Annotated in this window: 12 protein-coding genes and 2 pseudogenes; 9 read left to right on the top strand and 5 right to left on the bottom strand. The window is 68.0% G+C overall.

Annotation, left to right across the window (positions count from 1 at the left end; genetic code table 11):
- Positions 1 to 58 precede the first annotated feature (58 nt).
- Positions 59 to 2,146: a DNA methyltransferase gene (locus V1460_RS17605; RefSeq protein ID WP_338674623.1), complete on the top strand. Its 2,088-nt coding sequence runs from the start codon at positions 59 to 61 to the stop codon at positions 2,144 to 2,146.
- A gap of 176 nt (positions 2,147 to 2,322) precedes the next feature.
- On the opposite strand, the gene V1460_RS17600 is transcribed toward V1460_RS17605, so the two are convergent.
- Together V1460_RS17600 and V1460_RS17595 are read right to left on the bottom strand one after the other, a co-directional pair.
- Positions 2,323 to 3,723, bottom strand: coding sequence for a hypothetical protein (locus tag V1460_RS17600; protein ID WP_338674622.1), 1,401 nt, complete (start codon positions 3,721 to 3,723; stop codon positions 2,323 to 2,325).
- Between the two features lie 133 nt (positions 3,724 to 3,856).
- Positions 3,857 to 4,246, bottom strand: a complete 390-nt coding sequence (locus tag V1460_RS17595; RefSeq protein WP_338674621.1) for a hypothetical protein — start codon at positions 4,244 to 4,246, stop codon at positions 3,857 to 3,859.
- An 80-nt stretch (positions 4,247 to 4,326) separates the two neighbouring features.
- Here V1460_RS17595 and V1460_RS17590 point away from each other — a divergent pair.
- Positions 4,327 to 4,868 (top strand): annotated as a pseudogene (locus tag V1460_RS17590) (hypothetical protein); the annotation flags it as partial.
- Between the two features lie 106 nt (positions 4,869 to 4,974).
- Here V1460_RS17590 and V1460_RS17585 read toward each other — a convergent pair.
- Positions 4,975 to 5,172: a hypothetical protein gene (locus tag V1460_RS17585; protein ID WP_199218996.1), complete on the bottom strand. Its 198-nt coding sequence runs from the start codon at positions 5,170 to 5,172 to the stop codon at positions 4,975 to 4,977.
- 122 nt (positions 5,173 to 5,294) lie between these two features.
- Here V1460_RS17585 and V1460_RS17580 point away from each other — a divergent pair, with 122 nt between their 5' ends.
- The 5 genes from V1460_RS17580 to V1460_RS17560 all read left to right on the top strand — a co-directional run bounded on the left by V1460_RS17580 (position 5,295) and on the right by V1460_RS17560 (position 13,841).
- On the top strand, positions 5,295 to 7,535 hold the full coding sequence (locus V1460_RS17580) for a hypothetical protein (RefSeq protein ID WP_338674620.1): 2,241 nt from the start codon (positions 5,295 to 5,297) through the stop codon (positions 7,533 to 7,535).
- A gap of 797 nt (positions 7,536 to 8,332) precedes the next feature.
- Positions 8,333 to 9,703, top strand: coding sequence for a Wadjet anti-phage system protein JetD domain-containing protein (locus tag V1460_RS17575; protein ID WP_338674619.1), 1,371 nt, complete (start codon positions 8,333 to 8,335; stop codon positions 9,701 to 9,703).
- Positions 9,696 to 10,976 carry a hypothetical protein gene (locus tag V1460_RS17570; RefSeq protein WP_338674618.1) on the top strand — a complete coding sequence of 427 codons (1,281 nt, stop codon included), beginning with the start codon at positions 9,696 to 9,698 and terminating at the stop codon, positions 10,974 to 10,976. The genes V1460_RS17575 and V1460_RS17570 overlap by 8 nt, the downstream gene beginning before the upstream one ends.
- Positions 10,966 to 12,243, top strand: a complete 1,278-nt coding sequence (locus tag V1460_RS17565) for a hypothetical protein (protein WP_338674617.1) — start codon at positions 10,966 to 10,968, stop codon at positions 12,241 to 12,243. The genes V1460_RS17570 and V1460_RS17565 overlap by 11 nt, the downstream gene beginning before the upstream one ends.
- Before the next feature lie 86 nt (positions 12,244 to 12,329).
- Positions 12,330 to 13,841, top strand: a complete 1,512-nt coding sequence (locus V1460_RS17560) for a hypothetical protein (protein ID WP_338674616.1) — start codon at positions 12,330 to 12,332, stop codon at positions 13,839 to 13,841.
- Between the two features lie 29 nt (positions 13,842 to 13,870).
- On the opposite strand, the pseudogene V1460_RS17555 reads toward V1460_RS17560, so the two are convergent.
- Positions 13,871 to 14,773, bottom strand: a pseudogene (locus V1460_RS17555) (IS3 family transposase); the annotation flags it as partial.
- A 95-nt stretch (positions 14,774 to 14,868) separates the two neighbouring features.
- On the opposite strand from V1460_RS17555, the gene V1460_RS17550 reads away from it, so the two are divergent.
- Positions 14,869 to 16,611 (top strand): IS1182 family transposase, encoded by a 1,743-nt coding sequence (locus V1460_RS17550; RefSeq protein WP_338673826.1) that lies wholly within the window; start codon positions 14,869 to 14,871, stop codon positions 16,609 to 16,611.
- On the opposite strand, the gene V1460_RS17545 is transcribed toward V1460_RS17550, so the two are convergent.
- Positions 16,563 to 16,973 (bottom strand): transposase, encoded by a 411-nt coding sequence (locus tag V1460_RS17545; protein ID WP_407077476.1) that lies wholly within the window; start codon positions 16,971 to 16,973, stop codon positions 16,563 to 16,565. The two genes, V1460_RS17550 and V1460_RS17545, sit on opposite strands and share 49 nt — an antisense overlap.
- Before the next feature lie 82 nt (positions 16,974 to 17,055).
- Between V1460_RS17545 and V1460_RS17540 the strand changes: the two genes are divergently transcribed.
- Complete coding sequence (locus V1460_RS17540) at positions 17,056 to 18,606, top strand: hypothetical protein (protein WP_338674615.1); 1,551 nt, start codon at positions 17,056 to 17,058, stop codon at positions 18,604 to 18,606.
- Positions 18,607 to 18,610: the final 4 nt, after the last annotated feature.

The raw sequence follows: 18,610 nt of genomic DNA, 5'->3' as shown, positions 1-18,610 counted from the left end.
TGCTCCTGGCCCAATCCGAGGGCGGTGGATCCGGGTTCGGACCACCGGGGGCGTACACATGAACGAGAAGCCAGGGGCGGGCCTCCCCCCGGTCTCACTCCTCGAGGCCGGGCCGGCGCCAGTGGAGTGGAGCCGGATCGCCGAGCACGAGTCGTGGCGCAAGGAGGTGCACCGGCCCGCGACCTACGTGCACAAGTGGTGGGCGAGGCGCCTGGGCAGCGTCGCACGCCACTTACTGTTGGCTGCCGTGTCCGGGCCGGACGACTCCGTTGCCGACGCCGCGGCCAGGCTGCGGGGGCTCGTCGTCTATGACCCCTTCGCCGGATCAGGCACCACCCTTGTCGAGGCGGCCAAACTCGGGGCCGCCATCGTCGGCCGCGACATCAACCCCGTCGCGACGCTCACCCAGCGGCAGGCGCTGCAGCCATGGAATCTCGAGGTGCTCGCGGACCTCTTCGGGCAGGTCGTCAGGAAGTGCGCCCGCCCCGTCCAGGGACTGCACCGCACCGCCTCCAACGAACCGGTCCTGCACTACTTCTGGGTGGCCCTCGCGTACTGCCCGGAGTGCGGCGAGGACGTGGAGCTCTTCACCACCCGGGTCTTCGCCCGCCACGCCTACCCGCGCAGGCACCCGCGCGCCCAGGCCATATGCCCGGGCTGCCGGGGCATCTGCGTCACCGACCTGAGCAAGGACGAGAGCGGGCACTGCCCCGCCTGCGGCATCACCTTCCCGTTCCAAGGAGCCGCCCGCGGAAGGTTCATGACGTGCCGTCACGGACACCGCACCCCTGTCATCGCCGCGCTGAACGGCGCCGCCCCGGAACGGCGCATGTACGCGAAGCTGGTGCTGCGCGCCGACGGCATCCGTGAGTACCGGGCGATCGACGACTTCGACCTCTGCCTGTACGACAAGGCGGCGAAGTCCCTCGCCGACACATCCCCCGATGAGCTCGTACGCCCGCTCGGCGCGCTGGAGGAAGGCGTCAGCACCATCCAGGCGCTGCGCTGGGGGTACGACTCCTGGGAGCGGTTCTTCAACGAGCGCCAGCGTTACAGCCTCGGACTGATCGGCGCGGCGCTGCGCGATCTGCCCGGGGCGTCCGCGGAACGCGAGGCGCTCATCGCATCGTTCGGCAGAACCGTCGAACACCACAACCTGTTCTGCTCCTACAAGGGAGAGGGTACCGGTCCGGTCCGCTCGGTCTTCCACAACCACGTACTGCGACCGGAGCGGTGCAGCGTCGAAGGAGACCCCTGGGGCGCCCAGGGGGGATCGGCCGGATTCTCCGGGGTGCTCACCCGGCTGCACAAAGCTGCCCAGTACAAGAGCACCCCGCTGGACTTCAAGGCCGAGGCCGACCGGATCCTCGCCGTCGACCAGTCCTCGCTGCCCGTCGCCCGCCCCCTGAGCACGACGTGGCAGCAGTTCGTGCGGAATCCCGCAACGGCCTACACCACCACCGGCGACGCCTCGCGAACGGATCTCCCCGACAACAGCGTGGACCTCATCGTCACCGACCCCCCCTACGTCGACAACGTCCACTACTCGGAACTGGCCGACTTCTTCCACGCCTGGCTCAGCGCCATGCGCCCCTACCAGGGCTACCCGGACATGCCCAGCACCCGGGCCGTCCAAGAAGTACAGAACGCCGCCCCTGATGGATTCCAAGCCACCGCAGCCCGCGTCTGGCGCGAGTGCCGACGCGTCCTCAAGCCAGGCGGCTGCCTCCTGTTCAGCTTCCACCAGTCGCAGACCACGGGCTGGTGCGCTCTGATGCGGTCGCTGTCCGACGCCGGCTTCACCGTTACCACCACCCGCGCCGTGGTCGCCGAAGTGGCGACCAGTCTCTCCAAGACCGCAGCGGCGGAGCCCAACCGCATCGACGTCATCGTGCTGTGCCGGGACGCTACCAGCACGTCTGCCGGGGCAGCCCCCGACCTCGGCCAGGCCGCCGCGCAGGCGCTGTCGGAAATCCAGGGCCTTAGGGGAGCCGGGCTGCAGGTGGGTCCCGGCGATGTCCGCACCGCCGTACGCGCCGCGGTCCTCGCGGCGGGAACACGCCAGGCAGCCGCCGACTGGGAGACCCTGCAAGCAGAGGCAGACCAGCGAGCCACGGCGGCGGTAGCGGAATTCAACACCACCTGACTCCCCCCGGTGCCGGTGCCTGCCACATCCCGGCCTGGCCCGGGCCAGCGAGGAGGACCGAGTACGGCCCCAGCACGCGGACCACCCGCCGGCGACTGCCCTCGCACTGCTGCCATTCGCCTGCCGAGGAACAGCGGGCCGTGTCGCACTGCTCACGACCGGCATTGTGGTCCGGCTCAGAGCCCGAGGCGGTCCTGCGGCGGCGTTGCGCGGAAGAAGGCACGCAGGGGTTCGTCGATGGTGCGTTCGCGGCCGGTGCCGACAGCAGCGGCGTCGAGGAGGGGTGCGAGGTCTTCAGTGTCGCAGGGGGTAAGGACGAGCCAGCGCAGAACAACCTGCCGCACGATCAGCCTGAGGTCACGCAGGGCGGCCAGTTTCTCGCTCTCCTCCTGGTCCTTGAGGACGTCCCCGTGCACGTACTTGGAGCGCGCGCTGTACGCCTCCTGCACAATTGTCTCGACCTGCTGGCGCAGGGACGGGGTAAGGAACAGAGCGGCTGCACGGGACCGGATCCTTTCGCTGACGCCCTCGTGCTTGTCGTCGGGGCTAGCCATCAGGGCTTCCAGCGTGATGACGTAGTCCAGGTGCAGCTCGTCAGCCTCCTGCTCCCACCCGCCGTAGTCGCTGTGAGTGCGCTGGTGGGCCTGCAGCAGGTGCCGGGCCGCGCGCTCCAAGCGCAGGGCGCGCCTCCTGGGCAGCCTTCGACTGCTGGTGGCGCCGTCCATGACGGCGTCGATCTTTGCGGTCACGGCGGAGCAGAAGGCTTGCAGGCGCGGGAGTTGAGCCTGGGTGACGTGGAAGGTGCCAGTCTCGCGGACCTCGACTTCCTCCTGCCTGCCGTCATGGTCCTCGTAGATCTGGAGGGTGGTGGGCACGTGGTTTGGGTGCAGCCCGAACTCGCGACCGCGTTCGACGTCGAACACCGCGTCGACATGCAGGAGTTCGGGACTCCACAGGATCAGGGGCAGCAGCGCCCTCCAGTGCCCGGCCTCCGGCCGCGGGCCGGTGAAATCGAACCAGGGTGCGCCACTGCGGTCCGAGGCACGGTCCGGATCGGGGGCGTGGACGAACGGCGCACCAGCCAGGAGACGGAGGTCGAGCCCGCCCGGCTGAAGGCCGTAAAGGGCGGGCATCGGGCTCAACTGCCTCAGTTCGTCGGCGGTGAAGGTCTGCAGGGTGTACCGGCCCAGCGGGATCCGTGCCCCCTCGGGGAGGTCGCCGCTCAGCAACAGCCAGTCCTCCACTGCCGGCGCAGGCGCCGTGCAGAAGGCGACGAAGCTGTCCGCAACCTCTTCCACCGGCACCGTCGCCCCCTGGGCAACCAGACGGGTCGCGTCCCCCAGCCTCGATCCGCTCAGGAGCGTGGACCATCGGGGCGCCCAGTCACCATCGGCCTTGCCGTACAGGTCCCGGTGTTCGGATTTCGGCGCGGCGCCCGCCACCGCGTTGATCACGGCATCGAACTCTGGCTGCATCGACAGTGCTACATCGGTGATTGCCTGGGGTATCGAGGGCAGGTCCCGAGCCTGTTCGAGCCAGGCGAGGACGGCCTGACGCAGTGGGGAGGTGTCTTCCATACGGCACGAAAATAGCGCACCCTCGCCGCCCGCCAGACCCAACCACCAGGTCACAGCTCCCGGCCTGAGCGACCGTTCCCGCGCTGTTCTGCAACTCGGACCGCTGCGCTGATCGGTGGCTGGCCCGCTGCGATCAGTTGTCGTAGCTCTTGAGCGTCTTCGAGGCACCGGTGGCCGACTTCAGGTAGTCGTTCTCCGACTTCAGGCTCTCGTTCTCCGCCGTCGACTCCGCCAACTGCACGACCAGTCCGGCAGCCATAGCCAGGAGCCCCTCGTGCTTCGTCTGGAGCTCCTCGTGCTCTTCCTGAAGCTCCTTGTACTTCCAGGTGAGGACCCCGATGGTGGTGGCGGCCAAAATGCTGGCGCCGACCTTAACCGCGACCTTGGCTTTGCCGAACTTACCTCCGGCTGGCCCGGCACCGTCCTTGCCGATACAAACGTGGCCCGTCTGGTGCGAGTGCTGTTGAGCCTCGCCGAGATGGTCGCTCTGATACGAGCACGATCCGCATTGGTAACGGGTCATCAGTTGTTCCTCTCCCCCAGGGAGAGGAGCTTGCCACAGGTCACGTGCCTCCGGCGGCCACTTGGTCATCCTCCGTACGCCCACCGACAGAGGCACCGGTGTACCGCGTGCTGCGCAAAGCGTTCGAGGATGGCAAGCATGAGCCTGGGGCCGCAGACTTCTATTACGGAGAGATGGAGATGCGCCGCCACGCCGACGACATCCCCCGAAGCGAGCGAAACCTTCTGACCGCTTACTGGGCGCTGTCCGGCTACGGCCTGCGCGCCTCCCCGGGCTCTGGGCTGGCTCGCCGCCGCCATGCTCGTCACCATCGTGCTCCTGATGAGCGTCGGCCTCCCCAAGGGACGCCCCGAAGCAGGAAGCGACCGGCACCGTCCCCGTCGGCGGAGGCACGGTCACCTTCGAGATCGACAAGGAAGAACCGCACAACCCCACGGGGAACCGGTTCACCGGCGAGCGTTTCGAGAAGGCCCTGAAAGTCACGCTCAACTCGGTGGTCTTCCGCTCCGCCGACCAGGACCTGACCACCGCCGGCACCTACATCGAGATGACCTCCCGCCTGGCCGAGCCCGTCCTTCTGGGCCTCGCGGTCCTCGCCGTCCGCAACCGCGTCAAACGCTGACCCACTGCCACCCGACACTGAAGCAATCGCTGCACCCGAACCCACATGAGCCATCGCGCGGAAGTTTTCTGCCTATGACGCGGAGTCGCTGCACCGGTGGACCCGCTCATGTACAAACAGCGGCGAGGGCTGCAGTCATGGCTGCGGCAACAGTGATGACCGCAGCAAACGTAGTGGCGGCCTGCTTGAGGGCGGTGGGGTAGCTGGCGCCGTCCAGGCGGGCGAGTACGGCGGCACCGACGGCGGCCAGCAGCGCGATCACGACGACCAGGGCGGTGGTGAGCAGTACGACGGCGACGTTCACGGCAGGCTCCCTGCGCACGGTGAGGTGTTGACATGGTCGAAGGTCGCGGAATCGGTGTGCGCCGGGGTTCGCCGGGAGGAAGATGAACAGCGGCGAACACATCACGGCCCGGGGGCGAGCACGTGCAGCAGAGCGAACACCATCCGGCACTGACCGAGCTGCGCAGGAGACTGAACGGTGGACTGGCCCGGGCCCGGCTCGACAAGACGCAACTCGCCACCCGGGCACAGCTGGGGCGTACGACCGTGTCGGAGGCGTTCGGGGCCGACGGGCGGGTGCCGTCCGAAAAGACGGTGGCGGCACTGGCCCGCGCGCTGAAACTCCCCGTGCAGGAGCTGCTGGAGCTGCAGCGGACCGCGACGGCCTCGGATGCGGGGTCCGGGTCGGGGCCGGGCAGGCCGATCGGTGAGTGGGAGCCGCACGCTCTGGAAGTCCACCCGGCCGGTCCCGCCCCGGCCGGTCCCGGTTCCGGCTCGCCGGAGCAGCGAGCCCTGCCCGGCTATGTGCCCCGCGAGCACGACCGGGTCCTGGCGGACGCCGTGCGCGAGGTCGGGGAGGGCCACAGCCGGATGCTGGTTTTGGTCGGCACATCCTCCACCGGGAAGACACGGGCCTGCTGGGAAGCCGCACAGGCGCTGGCTGAGAAGGGGTGGCGGCTGTGGCATCCCTTCGACCCGACCCGCGCCGAGGCCGCGCTCGACGACCTGCACCGCGTCCGGCCACGGACCGTGGTCTGGCTGAACGAGGCCCAGCACTACCTCGGCGACCCGAGGACCGGCGAACGGATCGCGGCCGCCGTGCACAGTCTGCTCGTCCAGCCGGAGCGTGGGCCGGTGCTGGTGCTGGGCACGCTGTGGCCCGAGTACGCCGCCCAGTACACCGCGCTGCCCACCCCAAACGGGCCGGACCCGCATAGCCGGGTCCGGGAACTGCTTACCGGCCGCACCCTCACGGTCCCCGACACGTTCGATGCTCCGGCTCTGGCCGCTGCGAACGTCCTCGCCAAGGGCGGCGACCGGCTGCTGGCCGACGCCCTCAACCGCGCCAGTGCCGACGGACGCCTGACACAGGACCTGGCCGGAGCCCCCGAACTCCTGCACCGCTACCAGAGCGGCACCCCGGCCGCCAAAGCCGTACTGGAAGCGGCGATGGACGCACGCCGCCTCGGCGTCGCCCTCCACCTCCCCCAGGCATTCCTCACCGACGCCGCCCTCGACTACCTCTCCGACATCGACCACGACCAGCTCACCGACGACTGGGCAGAAGCTGCCTTCGCTGAACTTGCACACCTGGTTCATGGGAAGCAAGCCCCCCTACGCCGCGCCAGCCCCCGCCCCCAGCGCCGCACGCCCGGAACTCCACCAATCGCCACGCCCCCCCACCCGACAGCGGGGCCGGTATTCCGACTTGCTGACTACCTCGAACAACACGGCCGCGCCACCCGCCGACGCCTGTGCCCACCCGCCTCTTTCTGGCAAGCTGCCCACACCCATCTCACCGACATGGACGACTTGCTAAATCTCGCTGAAGCAGCGCGATTCCGTTACCGCAACCATTGGGCATTGCACCTCCGACATCAGGCCCGCAGGCACGGGCCTGCTCTCGCTGAACGAGCCAAGAATCTCGCCAGCATCGTGGTGGCACCTGAACGGAGAAAGCCACACGAAGAGAGCACAACCAAAAGCTCCGGTGGACAGGTCGCGGACGCCAGCGAGGTGCCTCTCTTTTTGCTCGCGCAGCTGCACGAGAGGGCCGGGGACCAGGAATCGGCCGAGGATTTACCTCTCCAGGCCGCCGACGACGGCACCCCGGAGGCACTGTTTGCCTTGGCAAGACGGCGAGAGCGTACCGGGGATATAGGCGCTGCCGAGGCCTTCTACCAGCGCGCCGCGGATGCCGGCTACAGAGTCGCACTGGTGGCGCTGGGGTGGATCCGCGAGAGTTCTAACGACCTTGTCACAGCTGAAGCCCTCTATCAGAGGGCGAGCGACGCTGGCATTCCGGACGGCCGAATGAACCTGGCACGGATGCGGGAGCAAGCCGGAGACCGGGACTCGGCCGAAGCCCTGGCCCGACAAGCCGCAGACGCTGGCGACACCAGCGTTCTGGTCGCCCTGGCACGCATGCGCGAACAGGCTGGAGACAAAAAGGCCGCCGAGGCCCTCGCTGTGCAGGCCGCCGAGGCTGGGAACACCAGCGCTCTGGTCGCTGTGGCGCAGATGCGCGAGGCTTCAGGAAACCAAGACGCCGCAGAAGTCCTCTATCGATGCGTTGCCGACTTCGGCGGGCTCTGGCAGTTCCTGCAGGAGCGCTGGCCACATGGGTTGGACCCGGATGGCACTCCCGCACAGCCATGGGAATGAACAGCTGAGGCCTTGGGCCTCGTCGGAGGCGGGTTTCCGGCTGCCCACGGAGGTGAACGGGTGCTCACAGCCCTCGCCCCGGGACATCTCCCCGCAACCGTGGTAGGTGAGTTGGTGGCGCAGGTCCAGGTAGCAGCCAGCCGAACGCCGGGCTCGCCAGCGTTCCGGGTCATGTACTCCTCTGCTCGTCGTCGCCCACCAGTCGGCGAGCAGCTGCTGGAAGGCGAGCGCGGGGTGTCGGCGGCGGCCGCGTCGCCGGCCACGCCAGCCGGCTTACGTGCACTTCGTTTATGTACGGCACTACGCCGGGTGCCCCCGGGGAGGGTTCCGCCGCAGTGTGTCTTCACCCGACTGGGTGGCGCTCTCAGGGGCCATGCCCTCGTCCAGGCCCGCCGCCAGAGGGTCACGATTCAGACGACGCCGACAGTCATCTGGTCTGCGGGCTGGTCATCGCTCGACGCCCCAGCAAGGCAGCAAGGAAATACGTCCGGCTGGCTACCGAAAGCCGAGCATGGCGCGCCCGCCTAAGCCTGCGTGCAGCGTGGTCGCAGGATCGGGTCCCAGGCGAACCACTGCAGGTTCTCGGCACCAGTTCCCACAGCGACTCCAGCATGGGGGCGAGTAGCAGATGACGGTGCGTCACCGTGCCAGTTTTGGGCCAGTGTTGGATTGGACTCACTTTGTCTTTTTGTGGGGCGCAAGGGGCTTTGTGTATGCCTTCCTGACAGAGTGGATCTGCCTGGGTCCAAGGTCCGATGTGTCTCTGGGGAGGGCATGTGAGTGCCGGGGCGGGCGCTATGGCCCTGTTGTTCAGTGAAGCGGAAGGCCGCATCCGGGTATCGCTGGCTGAAGTGCCGGAGGGCACACATGCTCTGTCCGTGCCGGTACGTCGTGAGGGGATGAACCGCGCACCGCGTAATCGCCGGGGCTTGCTGCGCATTCAGGAAGTCGACCTGGTGACTGCGCGGGAGCAGCCGGCCTATGAACCTCCGGAGACTTTGGATAGCCGGCATCTGGTGTGGGTGCTCTCGGCGCAGCGGCGCTCTTGGGCCACGGTGGAGTCCCGTTTCGGAGACAGGGCGTGGGATGTAGCTCTGGCGCTGGTGCGGTGCGGAGGTGTGGTCCTACGCTGCGCGGTTGATGACGATCTCGAGCTCGCCGGTCCGATGGCATGGCGTCTGTCTCATTCGTGGGCATTGCAGGCGGATGAGTTGTTGCAGGAGCTGCGCGGATGGCGGGATCCCGATGAGGTACGCAAGGAACTGCTTGCGTTGATGGCGCCGGTACCGGAGTTGGAGCGGGAGCAGGTGCTGCTGGATGCCTGTCCGGCGGGTTCGCCGCTGAGGGTGCCGCAGGACAGTGCGATCGCGACCGAGGCGTGGACTGCCTATGAGGCGGCGGTGCGCGCGGCGTCTGTGTGGTGGCCGGCGTACCGGGACGGGGAGCGGTTGTCCGCCAAGGAGTTGGCTGGCCTTGCGTTGAGCGGGTCGAAGAAGTGGACCCCTCCACGGCAGGCGGCTTTCGAGAACCTGGTCGGAATGAGCTTTGACCTGGCGCTCGATGAGGCTGATGTCGATATTCGGATGCGGGGGCCTTTGCGGTGGCGGGTGGGGTCGGTGGCTGCCGACGCTGCGGTGGCCAAGCCGTGGATCGCTCTGCCTGCTGGCGCTCTGCGGCTGGTGGGAGAAGTCGAGCACGGCGGGCGGGGCGTCTTCTTGGTTGAGAACTCCGACACGTTCGAACGCGTGTGCGCGATCCCGGAGGTCACGTCGCAGTGGCTGTGCATCTGGGGCAGGGGGTACGTCACCAACAAGCTGGTTGCCCTGCTGGAGTGGATGCGTCCGGAGCGGATGGCCATCTGGGGAGACCTGGATGCCGATGGGATTGCCATCATCGATGATCTGTCCCGGCGCTTGGACCGCAAGGTGCATCCGGTGGGTATGGAAGTGGAGATGTGGCGTGCCGGCCCCTACCGGGATCAGGAGCCGGAGCAGTATCCGAAAGCGCGCGCGCTGGCGGAGAGGATGGCGGCGGAGGGGCCGGTGGAACTGCGGGCCCTGGCGGCGGAGATCGCGGTCTCGGGCGAATCGTGTGAGCAGGAGCCGTTGCACCGGAAGGTGCTGCCTCGCTTGGTTGGGCTGTTGGAGGCGGTGCCGGCCGGTGGGTGAACAGCTCGCATTCGGGGACGGCGATCAGGAGGATCTGGCGGCGGCTGTTCAGTTGGCCAACTGGCGGGCGTTCATGGCTCCCGTTGCTGAGGATGCTGGTGCTGTGGCGCAGCACCCGGAGGTGGCGCGGGTGGCGCTTGCGATCCTGAAAGTGTTTGCCGAGCATGCCGGGGCACACGGGCTGTCGAAGGCTGAGGTCGTGCAGGCATTGAAGGGCAATCCTTCGGGGTGGCCGGAGGAGCTGATCGATCGACGTTTGGCTGTCCTGATCCGGCTGGGGTTCCTTGAGCCCTATCTTCTGAAGTCCCATCAGGACCGGTATGTCGTGCGGCCTGCAGGGCTGGCGGGTGCTTTGGCGGCTGAACGGCTGGCGCAGCACGGGGGTGTTGACGAGTTGATCTTGCTGTTGGATCGGGCGAGGGCGGTGTTCGATCGCAGCAATCCCGACCCCGAGGCGGCTCTGGACTATCTGGTGTCGTGCCGGAACGCGCTGCGGGTTTTCGCTCTGGATTTGCAGCGGCAGATCGCTACCGGCACAACGGCCGAGTTGATGGAGTCCCATCGACAGCATGATCATCAGGGGTTCACGCGCCAGGTGAAGGAACTGAACAAGCTGGTCACGGACCGGTTCAGTAGTGACTGGGCGCTGGAGGAGGCTGGTTCGGCTCTGATCGAGGCGGAGCAGTTCTACCGTCTGCAGGTCATGGCCGCCGCGGACAAAGTGCTTGAGCAGGGCGGCGGCAGTCTGAACTTTGACGTGCTGACCGTGAAGGAGTACGACCACGCCGCGGTCCAGGGTGACGTCGAGCTGCTGTCGCAGGTGGGTACGGCGCTGGTCGCCGACGTGCCGACAGTGTGGATCGAGCCGGCTCAGCTTCTGGAAACAGTGGAGGGGTTCGCCCCGCGCTCTCGGGCACGCGTGCGGCCTCTCGTGGTCGAGGGCGACGACGAGGATGAGGACGATCCTTTGCAGTGGGCCGAGGATGCACATGCGCATTTACGGGAGCGGCGTCGGCTGCGGGCCGATGAGTTGTTGGCGGCAGACGAGGAAGTCGATCTCACGCAGGCGCTGGACGAAGCGGGATGGCCTGCGGCTGCGTCAATCATCACCGATGTGTTGGCGCTGAGTGACGATCCTGACGAGCCCTATGCGGTCGTGGTGGAGGACGGTTTGCTAGCCGATCCGGAGGCCTCCGTCACCTATCTGCACCCCCTGCGTCTTCGGCGCCAGAATGTGCCTCAGAGGTCCGATGGGGGTTCGGGTGGCTTCTGAACAGGACGCCATCCGTGAGGCGGATGAGGACAGAGCGTTTCAAGCAGCGTTGCTTCTGGGGCGGTTGCGGGCCGCTGGAGTGACGTCGGCCGAGACGACCGGTTCCGTGGCGGTTGCCGCTGCGGCCGCGGCCGCCCGGATCGGCCGCCGGGTGATCCGCGTGCACGGGGTAGGCCGGCTGGCCGATGTGCTGGTCTTGGGGTGGGACGGTGAGACGGCACCGGTTGCCGGTCTGTCGCCGGCGTTCCGGATTGGTTTGTCGCCGGTGCCGACCCTGGTATGGGCGGCGTGCCTGCGCGCGGCGTGGCCACGGCCTGAGCGCGCGCCGTTTCCGGGCGGGCCGTTTAGGCGTGCCGCCATTGTGGCGTTGTGTTCTCAACTGGGCGCGGACCGCGAAGCGGTGGAGCGGGCACTCGAGCGGACCTTGCCGGAGGCCGGCCTGATCTCCGTGGACGGGGACGAACTGCGGCTGGGGGCGGCCGTTGCGGCGTTTCCTGCTGTGGTGGTGGAGGGCCTGCGCCGCGGACACCATCTGTTGCCGGCTCCCATGGCGGATGAGCAGGCGAGCGGGGAGCCGGATTCGGCGGTGCCGCCGCATGAGGTCCGGGCCGATGCCGAAACGGCGCTTGAGATGTCCGATGGATATGTGGTGCGGTCAGTGATCGCCACACTGGAGACGGCTCGTCGGCCGGTGCCCCGGGGTGAGCTGCCGATGCTGGCTGATCCGGCGATACGGGCCGCGGTGGAGCAGGCATTGCTGCGGTGCGGGCGGCAACTGCTGCAGACAGCGGAGGGCAACTGGGTCACCGGGTTTTGTGACCCGCTCGCCGATGCCCTGGTGGCTGAGGAGGTCGGGACTCTCAACCCGGTGGACCGGGCCGTGTTGGCCCTGGTCCTGTTGCACACGGTGGCGATTCCGAGAGCTCGGGGACGGCACCGGCACAGCCGTTGGACGGGGGAAGCCCACACCGTCACCCTGGCGGAGCTCGCCTCCAACCGGCGGATCTCCAAGGCCGCGATGAGAACGGCGCTGCGCAGGCTGCGGGCGGCAGGCATGGTCGCTGAGACCACCACGGGCCGTTACCTGCCCGGCCCCGCGCTGGAGCGCATGAGCGAGGCCCGCAGCAACCTGCTCTGGGAGGACCTGATCCTGGTCGGTCGACCCGGCGGGCAGCTGGCCGCCGCCATCCGCCGACGGCGTGGCATCGAAGTCCCCGCGCCTCGCGGCGAGTTATCTGAGATCCCGACAGAGACGGACCGCATGTGAGTCAGCAGATCCCTAGTGCACGTGGCAAGCGGGGAGTGGTTGGTACCCGTCAGCTGGTCGCTGTCCAGACGTTCTCCATTGCCCGTTTGACCTCCCACCCGGTGGCGATCGTCCCCGGCACATTCGTCGCGGTGACCGGGCGGGGGCCGAAGGACTCCAATGAGTCGGGAAAGACCAGCTTCCTGTCTGCCCTGGCCCTCTTGCTGGGAGACCCGGAATGGCGCATGACGGGCGGTGGCTCCGTGCACGCACCCAAGCTGCTGTTCGAGCCCGTCACCGCCGGCGCGTCGCCAGAGGTGAACGAGGCTGCCTCAATCGGCTATGTGGTGGGCGTCTTCGCCAACCCCGACGATCCGCTGGCCAGCGCACACACCGTGTGGCTGCAGGTATCGGCCAAGTCACCGCACATCGAGGTACGGCACAACGAAGGGGTGCACCTTCTACTCGGCGGAGACGATCGCACCCAGCACGAGCTGGCTCCAGGGTTCTTCCGCGCCCTCGGTGGTAAACCCCTGGGGGCCACGGACTACGCGGAGGTCCTCTACGGCCGCGCCCCGCGTCTGCTGGCCTACATCATCAGCCGCGGCGGTATGAGGTCGCGGCCCTCTTTGCTGAAGCTGGATGCGGGCACCTTCACGCCCGTGCAGATCGGGGAGGCACTGCTCGATCTCACCGGCAAGGCCGGCATGCTCGCCACGGACGTACAGGCCCGCAAGGATCTGGCTAGGACGCAGAAGAACCTGGCCGACAAACGGGCCGATGCCGAGAAGTCCTGGCACGAAGAGGAAATCATCCTTCACTCTGTCGAAACCCGGCAGCGGGCCCGGGTGGAGGCCGGCCGGGCTCACCTCTTCTGGCGACTGGCATCGGCACGCGCCGCCCTTGATGCCGTCGTCTACGAGCGCCGGATCGGCAGCAGCCTCGCCCGTGTCGAGGATGATCTGGCAGCTCTGGCTGCGCGGCATGATGCAGTGCAGGGCCAGCTCACCAAAGCCCGCGACATCGGCCAGCTCCGGCAATCGGCCCGTTCCGCCCAGTTGCGCAGCGACGAGCATCAGCGGGAGGTGGAGGAGGCCAACGAGAAGGTGGGATTGCTTCGAGGCGACTTGAAGCGGGCGCAGCAGGATCACCGCCAGGCGCGGCAGCAGGCCGAGGACTACGCCGGCCCCTCCCCCACCGAGCTCGCCCAGCACGTCAGCGACCAGGAGGCGCGTCAGCTCGAGGTGAAAGCCGAACTCCTGCTGGCCGAGGAACGTGTCAGGGCGCTGGAGGGAGAGCTGGCCGAGGCCCAGGAGGGGCGCACCGGCCAGGCGGGGGCGGCATTGCGGGCCCTGGAGGGGGCAACGTCCCACCGGAGGGTGGGGCTGATTGCCACCACTCGCGTCCGTCCTGAGGCGCGGTCCCAGTGGGAGGCCCGCCTGGCGCCGTGGAGGGAGGCGGTGTGTGTCGCCTCCGATGCCCTGGAGGATGCCAGCCGTGCGGTGAGCACTCTGCCCGGGACCATCCTCATCTGCGGGCCGTCGAGCGAACCGGAAGCGGCAGGTTCCGGCGCCCCGGATGGCTTGCCCGAGGGCATCCTGGACGCCGACGGGCCTTGACCCCGAAGGGTGGACACCTGTTCGTGTCGTTATGCGGCAAGCGTCAGGGTAGCTGACTGCTGTTCGTAGGCGATCGGTGCCTGCTGTCCGTTCGCCGAGTGCCGTCGCCGGGTGTTGTAGCGGGTGGTCCAGCGGAAGACCGCCAGGCGGCAGGCACGGGCCCCGTCGAAGCGGCGGGCGCCACGGAGCGTCTCGCGTTTGAGGGTCGCGTTGAACGACTCGGCGAGGGCGTTGTCCGCGCTGGTCCCGATCGCGCCCATGGACTGCTTCACCTCCAACTTGGCACATATGGCCGCGAATTGGCGGGAGGTGTACTGGGCTCCGTGATCGCTGTGGAAGACGGCGCCGGCCAGGCTGCCGCGGGTCGCTTCGGCGGCCCGGAGTGCGTCGGTGACGAGCGAGGTGCGCATGTGGTCGGCGAGCGACCAGCCCACCAGGCGGCGTGAGAAGCAGTCGATCACGGTCGCCAGATACAGGAACTCGCCGTCGCCCACCGGCAGGTACGTGATGTCCCCGACGTACTTGGTGTTCGGCGCACTCGCGGTGAAGTCACGCCCCAGCAGGTCGGGGACCGGTGTGGCGGATGGTTCGGGCACGGTGGTGACCTGGCGCTTACGCAGCCGCAGTCCGGCGATGCCGTACTTGCGCATGACTCGTCCGACGCGCTTGTGGTTCACGCGCTCGCCGTCCTCGCGCAGCTCGGCGGTGATGCGGGGGCGGCCGTAGGTGCCGTCCCATTCGGTGTGCACGGCCCTGATCCGCTCGGCGAGAGCGACGTCGGCCTGTTCACGCGCGGCGCGGGTCGCGCGGCCGGCCCGCCATTTGTAGAAGCTGGAGCGGGCGACCTCCAGCACCTGGCACAACCGCTTTACGCCCCAGGCGCGGTGGTGGTCCTCGATGAACTGGAAGCGGCTGGTCACCAGGTCATCTCTGATCCCGCTGGCCAATTCCGGGCCGTGACCTTCAGGGCCTTCGGAGCGTTCGGGCACGGTGCGGTCGTCTTGTCGTCCCCGGCCGCATGGGAGTCATGGTGTCCGTGCAGCCGAAGCCTTGGCCGGAGGTACCGGAGGACACCGCGCGTGTGGCCCGGCTGGCCGCGCGTCGGGGTGAGGTGCCGCTGGCGATGCGCGTACGGGACAAACTCGGAGAGTTGTTCGCGGACGCGGAGTTCACCGAGGCGTTCGGCACACGTGGGCGGCCCGGGTGGTCACCGGGACGACTCGCCATGGTGACGGTGTTACAGATGGCGGAGAACCTCTCGGACCGGGCCGCGGCCCATCGGGTTCGTTTCGACATCTCCTGGAAGTACTGCCTGGGCCTGGGGCTTGACGAGCCCGGGTTCGACGCCTCGGTCCTCTCGGAGTTCCGCACGCGCCTGGTCGAACACGGCCTTGAGGAGCGGGTTCTGGATCTGCTGGTGGCCCGTCTCCGGGTAGAAGGGCTGGTCAAGGCGGGAGGAAAACAGCGGACCGACTCCACGCAGGTGGTGGCTGCGGTGCGGGAGTTGAACCGGCTGGAGCTGGCCGGAGAGGCCGTGCGGGCGGCGCTGGCGGCACTCTCCGCCGCAGCTCCGGGCTGGCTCGCCGCCGTGGTGGACGTTCCGTCGTGGGAACTGCGTTACGGACGCAAGGTCGATGAATCGTGGCGTCCGCCGTCGTCGAAGGCCAAGCGTGCGGCGATGGCGCTCGAATTCGGCAGGGACGGGTTGGGTCTGCTGCAGGCTGTCTACTGCGTCGGCTCGCCGGGATGGCTTCGAGAAATGCCCGCGGTGCAGGCTCTGCGACAGATCTTGGTGCAGAACTACCTGGTGGTGACCGATCATGATGGCCGGGAGGTGGTCAAGCGGCGGGAGGCGGACGCGGAAGGTCTGCCGCCCGGCAGATCGCGACTGACCTCTCCGTACGATCTCGATGCCCGCTACGGCGTGAAGGACGAGAAGTTCTGGGTCGGCTACAAACTGCACGTCAGCGAGACCTGCCTGGAACCCACCGCCGACTCGACCACAGCGCGCGGGAAACCGCAGACCGTGGCCGCGGTCCCCAACCTGATCACCCACGTGGAGACCACCGAAGCGACCGTGCCGGACATCCGACTCGTTGAGCCAGTCCATCAGGCACTGCGACGACGCGATGTGCTTCCCGGCGAGCACTACCTCGACTCCGGATACGCCAGCGCGGCCATGGTCGTTGACGCGCGGAAGGATTTCGGTGTGACCATGGTCACGCCACTGATGGCCGACGTGTCACGGCAGCAGCGGGAGAACCTCGGCTACCGTCGCGAGGACTTCATCGTGGACTGGGACAACCGCCAGGTCACCTGCCCGCAAGGTGCTGTAAGCCAGTACTGGCATCCCTGCACTCGCCGCGGGGACGCCATGATCGCGGTCCGCTTCGATCCGGCCGACTGCGACTCGTGTCCCACCCGCACGCTCTGCACCACCGCCGTCGGCAAACGCTACGGGCGGCAGATCGCACTCCGCCCTCGCGAGGTCCATGATCTGATCGAGGCCCACCGCGGCTCCCAGGACACAGACGGCTGGCGAGCCAAGTACGCCCTCCGCTCCGGGATCGAGGGAACCATCCATCAAGCCGTCCACGTCACCGGCAACCGTCGCGCGCGCTACCGAGGGCTGGCCAAGACCCACCTCGAACACGTCTACAGCGCCGTCGCCCTCAACCTCATCAGGCTCGACGCCTGGTGGAATGGCAGACCTCTCGACCGTCAGCGCACCAGCCACCTCACTCGCCTCGGCATCGCACTCGCCGCTTGAGTCGAATTGGCCAGCGGGATCATCTCTTGTGCGAAAAACTTCGTCGCCTTGCGGAGAATGTCCCGTTCGGTGGCGAGTTTCTGCATCTCCTTGCGGGCTGCCGCCAGCTCCCGGCGCAGGGCCTCGTTCTCGGCCTGAAGCTCCTCGGCCGTCGGCGGGGAATCCACCGTGCTCTTCTCCGTGCTCGTGCTCGTCGTGCTGCCCCCGCCGCGGCGGGCCCGTTCGGCCCGCACCCAGTTACGCAGCGTCTCGCGGCTGATCCCCAGATCTTTGCCGATGCCCTCGAAGGTGTGGCTCGGGTCCGACAGGTACAGCGCGACAGCGTCCGCCTTGAACTCGGGCGAGTAGACCTTCATCACCATAAAAGATGCCTCCTACCCGGCCCCTGGCGGGGCCGGGCTCAGAGGTGTCCACCACTCGGGGACAGGTCCCGACCCCCTGGCGGTGCCGTTCCTGCATGCCCTGGCCGATGCCACCGAGGTGGCGGTTCCTCCGCATGCCTGGCTGCCTGGGCTGGGGGTCCGCGTCATCGGAGGCTTCGAGAAGCCGATCGCCGGCCAAGAAGACATCTGCGCCCACCTTGAAGGGCAGCGGGACCAGGCCCGGGCCGAGTGCGCTGCGCTGGAGACCACAGCCGACCTGCACCGTCGCCGGATCGCCGAACTGCGCCGCGACATCAAACGGGCCGAGGCCCAAGAGCTCGCACAGCGGCTCGTTCCCAAGATCCGCGACCTCGAGGACACACACGCCCAGTGCGTTGCCGCGCTGCCCGGGCTGCGTACGTTGGCCAAAGAGGCAAGCGAGACAGCGCATGAGGCCCAGACGGCGTTCCTCACCGCGAAGGAGCGCGCAGACAAGCTCGAGGACGAACTGCGGAAGCTGAAGAACGACAGGACGCAGGCGACGCGAAGGAAGGAGAAGCTGGAGGAGCTCCGCAGGGGGTCAAGCACCGACCGGGCACGGATGATCTGGACAGGCTCTGAGGAGGAGGCTTTGGAGGAGCTCAACTGGAGCTGCCTGCCCGAGGACGAGCCCGGCGCGGAGCCGGCCGACGGCATCAACTCCTACGCCGTCGTACCACGGGACACCGAGCGCCCGCCCGAGGCCCGTACCTGTGCAGACCTTCGCAGCGAGAGCCGGTCCCGGCTGGCGGCGGCGCTGACGAGACTCGCCGCAGACACGGCAACCACCGGTGTGGCCACCGTGGAGATCGCCGACGCCCTACACCATCACGAGGCGCACACCCACGATCCGCACGACACCATCTTCCGTGGCTCGCTGACCGCGCTGAAGACATGGCTGGATGAGTACCAGGAGCGGGACGCAGGAGCTCGGGAGCAGGTGGAGGTGAAAAGACGAGAGCGGGAGGACGAACAGAGCTACCTCCACGACCTCGTCGAGGAGTCACGCCAGGCCCTCGAAGAAACCCAGGAGTCCATCAAGGAACGCGTGCACAGTGCCCTGGACCGCATCAGCAACCAGCTCAACATGCTGCACAGGAAAGAGGGATACGCAGCCGACCTGGTCTACAACGTAAGCGCGCCGGACAGCGCCGAGGACCAGTGGATCTGTCATGTCGTGCCCCGGTGGCAGCGCAACCCCGGCGGCTCCTTGCTGGCCTACGATGCGCCCACCAACACCGCTCAGGAGAAGCTGTTCTCCATCCATCTCGTCCTGGCCGCCCTGCTGGCCGCACCCGACGCGCGGGGGCGCGTCCTCATCCTCGACGAACTCGGTGACTCACTCGGCGCGGAGCACCGTCGTGAAGTGATCGCCGCACTGCGGGACGCCGCGCTGGAACACGGCATCACCGTGTTGGCCACCTGCCAGGACGGCCTGATGGCGGACGTAGGACCGATGTGTGGCCAGGTACTGCAGTTCCGCTACTACTCGAAATCCGACCCCTTGAACCGGCCCACGGCCATGTACGGCTTCGACGCCAACCGGCGCCGCGTCAAGCTCACCTTGGATGATCTCGTGGTCAGCCGATCCTGAACGA

Source organism: Streptomyces sp. SCSIO 30461, from assembly GCF_037023745.1.
Lineage (GTDB): Bacteria > Actinomycetota > Actinomycetes > Streptomycetales > Streptomycetaceae > Streptomyces.
This window is presented reverse-complemented; position numbering and strand designations above follow the sequence as displayed.